General features: G+C 32.8%; 6 protein-coding genes. 4 read left to right on the plus strand and 2 right to left on the minus strand.

Annotated elements, in window-relative coordinates; translation table 11 throughout:
- The 4 genes from WBN21_RS14280 to pyrF all read left to right on the plus strand — a co-directional run.
- Positions 1 to 640, plus strand: a 640-nt coding sequence (locus tag WBN21_RS14280; protein WP_424201427.1) for a DUF3078 domain-containing protein, incomplete at its 5' end; no start/stop codon positions are given.
- A gap of 194 nt (positions 641 to 834) precedes the next feature.
- Positions 835 to 3,390 carry an adenosylcobalamin-dependent ribonucleoside-diphosphate reductase gene (locus tag WBN21_RS14285; RefSeq protein WP_424201429.1) on the plus strand — a complete coding sequence of 852 codons (2,556 nt, stop codon included), beginning with the start codon at positions 835 to 837 and terminating at the stop codon, positions 3,388 to 3,390.
- 455 nt (positions 3,391 to 3,845) lie between these two features.
- The gene (prfA, locus tag WBN21_RS14290) at positions 3,846 to 4,922 is read left to right on the plus strand and encodes a peptide chain release factor 1 (RefSeq protein ID WP_424201431.1); all 1,077 of its coding nucleotides are present in this window, start codon (positions 3,846 to 3,848) and stop codon (positions 4,920 to 4,922) included.
- A 10-nt stretch (positions 4,923 to 4,932) separates the two neighbouring features.
- Positions 4,933 to 5,748, plus strand: coding sequence for an orotidine-5'-phosphate decarboxylase (pyrF, locus tag WBN21_RS14295; protein ID WP_424201433.1), 816 nt, complete (start codon positions 4,933 to 4,935; stop codon positions 5,746 to 5,748).
- Here the strand turns inward: pyrF and WBN21_RS14300 are convergent.
- Both WBN21_RS14300 and WBN21_RS14305 read right to left on the minus strand, forming a co-directional pair.
- Positions 5,741 to 5,890, minus strand: coding sequence for a hypothetical protein (locus WBN21_RS14300; RefSeq protein ID WP_424201435.1), 150 nt, complete (start codon positions 5,888 to 5,890; stop codon positions 5,741 to 5,743). The two genes, pyrF and WBN21_RS14300, sit on opposite strands and share 8 nt — an antisense overlap.
- Before the next feature lie 151 nt (positions 5,891 to 6,041).
- Positions 6,042 to 6,704 carry a DUF4197 domain-containing protein gene (locus WBN21_RS14305; protein WP_424201437.1) on the minus strand — a complete coding sequence of 221 codons (663 nt, stop codon included), beginning with the start codon at positions 6,702 to 6,704 and terminating at the stop codon, positions 6,042 to 6,044.
- Positions 6,705 to 6,781 lie beyond the last annotated feature (77 nt).

Here is a 6,781-nt window from a genome sequence, read left to right on the forward strand (position 1 = left end):
TGAGGTAAATTCTAATTTAGGATATAATCCTGAAGGTAAATCAAATTGGTTTTATTCAGCAAGACTTAATTTTAGAACACAATTGACCAATGGTTATAATTATCCAGATAAAGATGAACCAATTTCACGTTTACTTGCGCCAGGTTATTTGTTTTTTGGTGGTGGCGTGGAGTATGGAAAAAATATAGATAGACTGTCTTTTTATTTTTCACCATTAACCTTAAAAGCCACTTTTGTTTTAGACGATGACCTTGCAAATGCAGGGGCTTTTGGTGTGACTCCAGCAGTTATTGATGCAAATGGTAATGTTATAGTTCCCGGTGAGCAAATTAGACGAGAAGTTGGCATACTAGTAACTAATAGCTACGAAATGGAATTAGTTGAAAATATTTATTTAAAAAATCAATTAAGTTTATATTCTGATTATATTAATAAGTTTGGAAACATAGATATTGACTGGAGAATTGATTTCGATTTTAAGGTAAATTCTTTTGTTAGGGCAAATTTTGGTTCCCATATTAGATATGATGATGATGTGAAAACAATTACTGAAACAGATATTGAAGGCGAGTATGATGAAGCTGGCGCAAAACTACAATGGAAGCAATTTTTGGGTGTTGGTGTTGCTGTAGATTTCTAAAAATATAAGTCACATTTTACTTTAAAAATTTGTTAACTTTTTTATGTTGATAAATTTTTAAAACATTGAATATCAGTATTTTAATCTATTATGCTTGTAAACTTTATGATTTTTGTCATGTTTTAAGTTGTACATTTATGTTTTATTTACAATCGTAAATTAATCCATTGAACCTAAAAAATCATAATGTACCAATGAACACAAAACTCGCCCAAAAAACTTCCAAAACTTACACTTCTGAAGACGCTTTTAATGCATCAGTAAAATATTTCAAGAACGATGATTTAGCCGCACGTGTGTGGTTAAACAAATATGCCTTAAAAGATTCTGAAGGTAATATTTATGAGTTAACGCCTAATGATATGCATAAGCGTATTGCTAAAGAAATTGCAAGAGTAGAAACTAAATATGCAAACCCGTTAACGGAAGACGAGATTTTTAACTTAATTAAAGATTTTAAATATATTGTTCCACAAGGAAGCCCAATGGCGGGAATTGGTAATCCGTTTCAAATAGGTTCTTTATCAAACTGTTTTGTAATTGGTAATTCTGGTGAGTCTGATTCATATGGTGGCATCATGAAAATAGATCAAGAGCAAGTACAGCTTATGAAACGTCGTGGTGGTGTTGGGCACGATTTATCGCATGTACGACCAAAAGGTTCTCCGGTAAAAAATTCAGCATTAACTTCTACAGGCCTTGTGCCTTTTATGGAACGTTATTCTAATTCAACAAGAGAAGTGGCTCAAGATGGAAGGAGAGGCGCACTCATGCTTTCAGTATCTATTAATCATCCAGACTCAGAAGATTTTATTAATGCTAAGTTAGAGCAAGGAAAAGTAACAGGGGCAAATGTATCGGTTAGGATTGATGATAATTTTATGAAAGCCGTAAAGAATGGCACTAATTATACTCAAAAATATCCAATTTTTAGTGATAGTCCAAAAGTATCTAAATCTATTAATGCGAATGTCCTATGGAAAAAAATTGTTCATAATGCATGGAAATCTGCAGAGCCAGGTATTTTGTTTTGGGATACAATAATTAATGAATCAATTCCTGATTGTTATGCAGATTTAGGTTATAAAACAGTATCTACAAATCCATGTGGCGAGATTCCATTGTGTCCATACGATTCTTGTAGATTATTGGCAATTAATCTGTTTTCATATGTAGATAATCCGTTCACACCTCAGGCAAAATTTAATTTCGAGTTATTCAAAAAGCATGTAGGGGTAGCTCAGCGTATTATGGATGATATTATTGATTTAGAACTTGAAAAAATCGATAAAATTTTAAAGAAAATTGATGAGGATCCAGAATTAGATGAGGTGAAAGCAACCGAACGTAATTTATGGTTAAACATTCAGCATAAGGCTCAAGAAGGAAGAAGAACTGGTGTTGGAATTACTGCTGAAGGCGATATGCTAGCAGCATTAGGAATTCAATATGGTAGTGAAGCTGGTAATGCATTTTCTTTAGAAGTTCATAAAACTATTGCAATAGAAGCCTATAGAGCTTCAGTACATTTAGCTAAGGAGCGTGGAGCGTTTTCAATTTTTGATGCCAAACGCGAAGAAAATAATCCGTTTATTTTAAGATTAAAAGAAGCAGATAGTAAATTATACTACGAAATGCTTGAATATGGTAGACGTAATATTGCCTTATTAACAATTGCACCAACAGGAACAACAAGTTTAATGACGCAAACCACATCTGGTATCGAGCCTGTTTTTATGCCTGTTTATAAACGTAGAAGAAAAGTAAACCCGAATGATAAAGATATTCGAGTAGATTTTGTTGATGAAGTTGGAGATTCTTGGGAAGAGTATGTAGTGTTTCATCATCGTTTTAAACAATGGATGGAAGTAAACGGCATTGATAGTTCTAAAAATTTCACGCAAACTGAGATAGACAAATTGATAAAAAAATCGCCTTATTATAAAGCAACTTCAAATGATGTGGATTGGTTGAGCAAAGTGAGTATGCAAGGCGCTATTCAAAAATGGGTAGATCATTCTATAAGTGTCACTATTAATTTGCCTAATGATGTTTCTGAAGATTTGGTTGGTGATTTATATTTAAAAGCCTGGGAAGTAGGATGTAAGGGTGTAACTGTATATAGAGACGGTTCGCGTTCTGGTGTTTTAATAGCTAATGACGATAAAAAAGACGAAAAAACTCAGGAGTTACTAACAGCATTTCCTAAAAAACGTCCACAGGTTTTGGAAGCTGATGTGGTTCGTTTTCAAAATAATAAAGAAAAATGGATTGCGTTTATCGGTTTGATTGATGATAAACCATATGAAGTTTTTACAGGTTTAGCTGATGACGAAGATGGTATTTTGATTCCACGTTGGGTAAATAACGGATTAATCATTAAAAATAGAAATGAAGATGGAAGCTCGCGTTACGACTTTCAATATAAAAATACAAGAGGTTACAAGACTACCATTGAAGGTTTGTCGCATAAGTTTAACCCTGAGTTTTGGAATTACGCAAAGCTATTTTCTAGTACCTTGCGCCATGGTATGCCTATTGATAAAATTGTAGACTTAATTAATAGTTTACAGTTAGATAGTGAATCTATAAATACCTGGAAAAACGGTGTGGTTAGAGCCTTGAAGCGTTACGTAGCAGATGGAACTAAAGCTAAAGGGCAAGCATGTGATAATTGTAAATCTGAAAATTTAATCTATCAAGAAGGATGCTTAACTTGTAAAGATTGCGGGTCTTCTAAATGTGGATAGAAATAATTTTAGTTAATTAAAAAAGGAAGTCATTTGGCTTCCTTTTTTTAAACAAACTCCTTTAATATTAATAAAAAAGGAATACTTATAACTAAGTCCATTATAAAAAGGAGCGAAAATAGTTTTATCGTGGATACCCCTAATTTCTTATATAAAATTAATTTTCGTTTTGCTCGGGTTTCGTTTAAAATATACCATAATAGAAGCACTAAAATCAGTTTTGAAGTTATAATTAATCCAACTTCAAATTTTATAAAAGCAAATAGCATGTTAACTATTAATGACCATATGATATAAGGTCTGTAAAACATTAATATGGACGCTAGCTGCTGCATAAGTATTTAGAATAACGAGATTTATTTAAAAATATTTTCATTTAACCTGTATAACAAAGGTTTGCAACCATTGAAAATTCATAAATTATCGTATTTTTGGTGTCCAATTAAAAAAGGCAGATGTTAGAGAAATTACAGATAGTAAAGCAACGTTTTGATGAGGTTAGCGATTTAATTATCCAACCTGATATTATTACAGACCAAAAACGTTATGTTGCACTAAATAAAGAATATAAAGACTTGCGAATCCTTATGGATAAGCGCGAACAATATATAGAGCTTTCCAATAATTTGGCTGAAGCCGAAGAAATAATTGCGGATGGAAGTGATGCAGAAATGGTTGATATGGCTAAAATGCAATATGAAGAAGCCAAAGCTGGAATTCCTGAGCTTGAAGAAGAAATAAAAGTACTTTTAATTCCAAAAGATCCTGAAGATTCTAAAAACGCAGTAGTTGAATTGCGTGCCGGAACTGGTGGTGATGAAGCTAGTATTTTTGCAGGCGATTTATTTAGAATGTACACAAAATACTGTGAAGGCAGAGGTTGGAAAGTAGATACGGTAGATTTTAGTGAAGGTACAAATGGTGGTTTCAAAGAAATTCAGTTTGAGGTTTCGGGTGAAGATGTGTATGGTACATTAAAATTTGAAGCCGGTGTGCATCGTGTACAACGTGTGCCACAAACAGAAACCCAAGGTCGTGTGCATACAAGTGCTGCTACAGTAATGGTATTTCCGGAAGCTGAAGAATTTGATATAGAAATAAACCCTAAAGAGGTGAGAATTGATTTTTTCTGTTCTTCTGGTCCTGGTGGGCAATCGGTAAATACAACGTATTCTGCGGTTAGGTTAACCCATATTCCAACCGGATTGGTAGCGCAATGTCAAGATCAAAAGTCGCAACATAAAAATAAAGAGAAAGCATTTAAAGTATTGCGTTCGCGTTTATACGATTTAGAGTTAGCTAAAAAGTTGGAAGAGGATGCCGCCTTACGTGGCACCATGGTAACAAGTGGCGATAGAAGTGCTAAAATTAGAACCTACAATTACCCGCAAGGACGTGTTACTGACCACAGAATTGGATTAACACTTTACGATTTATCAAACATTGTAAATGGCGATATTCAAAAAATTATAGATGAGTTACAATTAGCTGAAAACACCGAGAAGTTGAAGGCTAATAATGATGTAATGTAAAACTAACTAAGTGACAACAAGCCAACTCGTTCAGCAAATCAAGAAAAAGAAATCTTTTCTATGTATAGTATTAGATGTTGATTTAAATAAAATCCCAAAGCATCTTTTAAAAGAAGCCGATCCTATTTTTGCTTTCAATAAAGAAATTATTGATGCAACGCACCATTTGTGTGTGGCTTATAAACCAAATACCGCGTTTTATGAGGCTTATGGTATAAAAGGTTGGCAAGCTTTAGAAAAAACAATCAACTACTTAAACGAGAATTACCCAGAAATATTTACTATTGCTGATGCCAAACGAGGAGATATTGGCAATACAAGTACCATGTATGCCAAAGCATTCTTTGAAGATTTAGCCTTCGATTCTGTTACAGTAGCACCGTATATGGGAAAAGATTCAGTAGAACCGTTTTTAGCCTTTGAAGATAAACATACTATTATGCTGGCATTAACATCCAATGAAGGTGCCTTCGATTTTCAAACTAAAAAAATAGACGGAAAAGAGGTTTATAAGCAGGTTTTGGAAACCTCAAAATCTTGGAAAAATTCTAAAAATTTAATGTATGTTGTAGGTGCCACAAAAGCAGAATACTTAGCCGATATAAGAAAAATTATTCCAGAAAGCTTTTTATTAGTTCCCGGTGTTGGCGCTCAAGGCGGAAATTTGCAAGACGTTTGTAAATACGGTATGACTGAAGATGTTGGCCTTTTGATAAACTCTTCACGAGGTATTATTTATGCCGCATCAAATGAGAATTTTGCGCACGAAGCATCCCTTAAAGCTGAAGCGCTTCAAAAGGAAATGCAAAAAATATTAACTAAATAGAGGTAGTTTGATACCCGTCTGGGAAATCAATCTTACTAATATCATCTACAAAGTTTGATATTCTTCTTTCTAAATCCTTTAAACTGATTGTTTTACTTAGGTCTGGTTTAATTTTACCAACTCTACAAAATTGCTTGTTCATTTACGTTCTTTTTTATATTTAAAGTACGTGTAAATGAGGGTTTTAGATGTTTCTTAAATGTTAAAAAATCATTAAATTAATGGGGTTTAATTTTTGGAATAAAAAAAACCGATTATTTAATAATCGGTTTTCAAGTCTTAGTTTATTATTTTTAATCTTGTAATGCAAATACTTTTTGAAGTAAATCAGTCGTTCTTGAGGAAATATTTGTTCTAATGTCTTTTTCTTCAACGGCAATCATCGTATAAACACCTTTTAAAGCTTCACCAGTTACATAATCGGTTAAATCAGGATTTACATTATTTGTAAATGGAATGCTATTATACTTATTTATTAAATTACTCCAAATTTCATCTGCTCCAACTTTATTAAATGAATTTTTAATAACAGGATTAAACTTAGCATAAAGTGCTCCTTGCGTTTTAGAGGTTAAATATTGCGTTGCGGCATCATTATTTCCTAATAAAATATTTTTTGCATCATCAAAGGTAATATCTTTTACAGCATCAATAAAAATTGGTGTTGCCTCTTTTACAGCGTCTTCAGCAGCTCTATTAAGTACTTTTAGGCCTTCATCAGCTAGATTGCTTAATCCAATATCTCTAAGTGCTTTATCTACTTTACTTAATTCTTCTGGTAATAATATTTTTACTAAATCATTTTTAAAAAAACCATCGGTTTGGGTCAGCTTTGTTACTTGTTTTTCTATTCCAAGGTCTAAGGCTTGTCTTAAACCAGAAGCTATTTCTGTATTACCAATAACACCGCCTTGTGGTAATTGATTAACAACTTGTTGCAATTCGGCACACCCCATGTGTGTTAAAAAGAATGTTAACACAATAATTAATTTGGTTTTAATTAAAGGTTGTAAATTTGGTATGTTTGTTGTAC

Source organism: Algibacter sp., from assembly GCF_049667265.1.
Classification (GTDB): Bacteria; Bacteroidota; Bacteroidia; order Flavobacteriales; family Flavobacteriaceae; genus Algibacter_B.

Coding starts and splice junctions, on each gene's coding strand:
- WBN21_RS14285 (WP_424201429.1), top strand. CDS start 835: ATGAACACAAAACTCGCCCAAAAAACTTCCAAAACTTACACTTCTGAA.
- prfA (WP_424201431.1), top strand. CDS start 3,846: ATGTTAGAGAAATTACAGATAGTAAAGCAACGTTTTGATGAGGTTAGC.
- WBN21_RS14300 (WP_424201435.1), bottom strand. CDS start 5,890: ATGAACAAGCAATTTTGTAGAGTTGGTAAAATTAAACCAGACCTAAGT.
- WBN21_RS14305 (WP_424201437.1), bottom strand. CDS start 6,704: ATGGGGTGTGCCGAATTGCAACAAGTTGTTAATCAATTACCACAAGGC.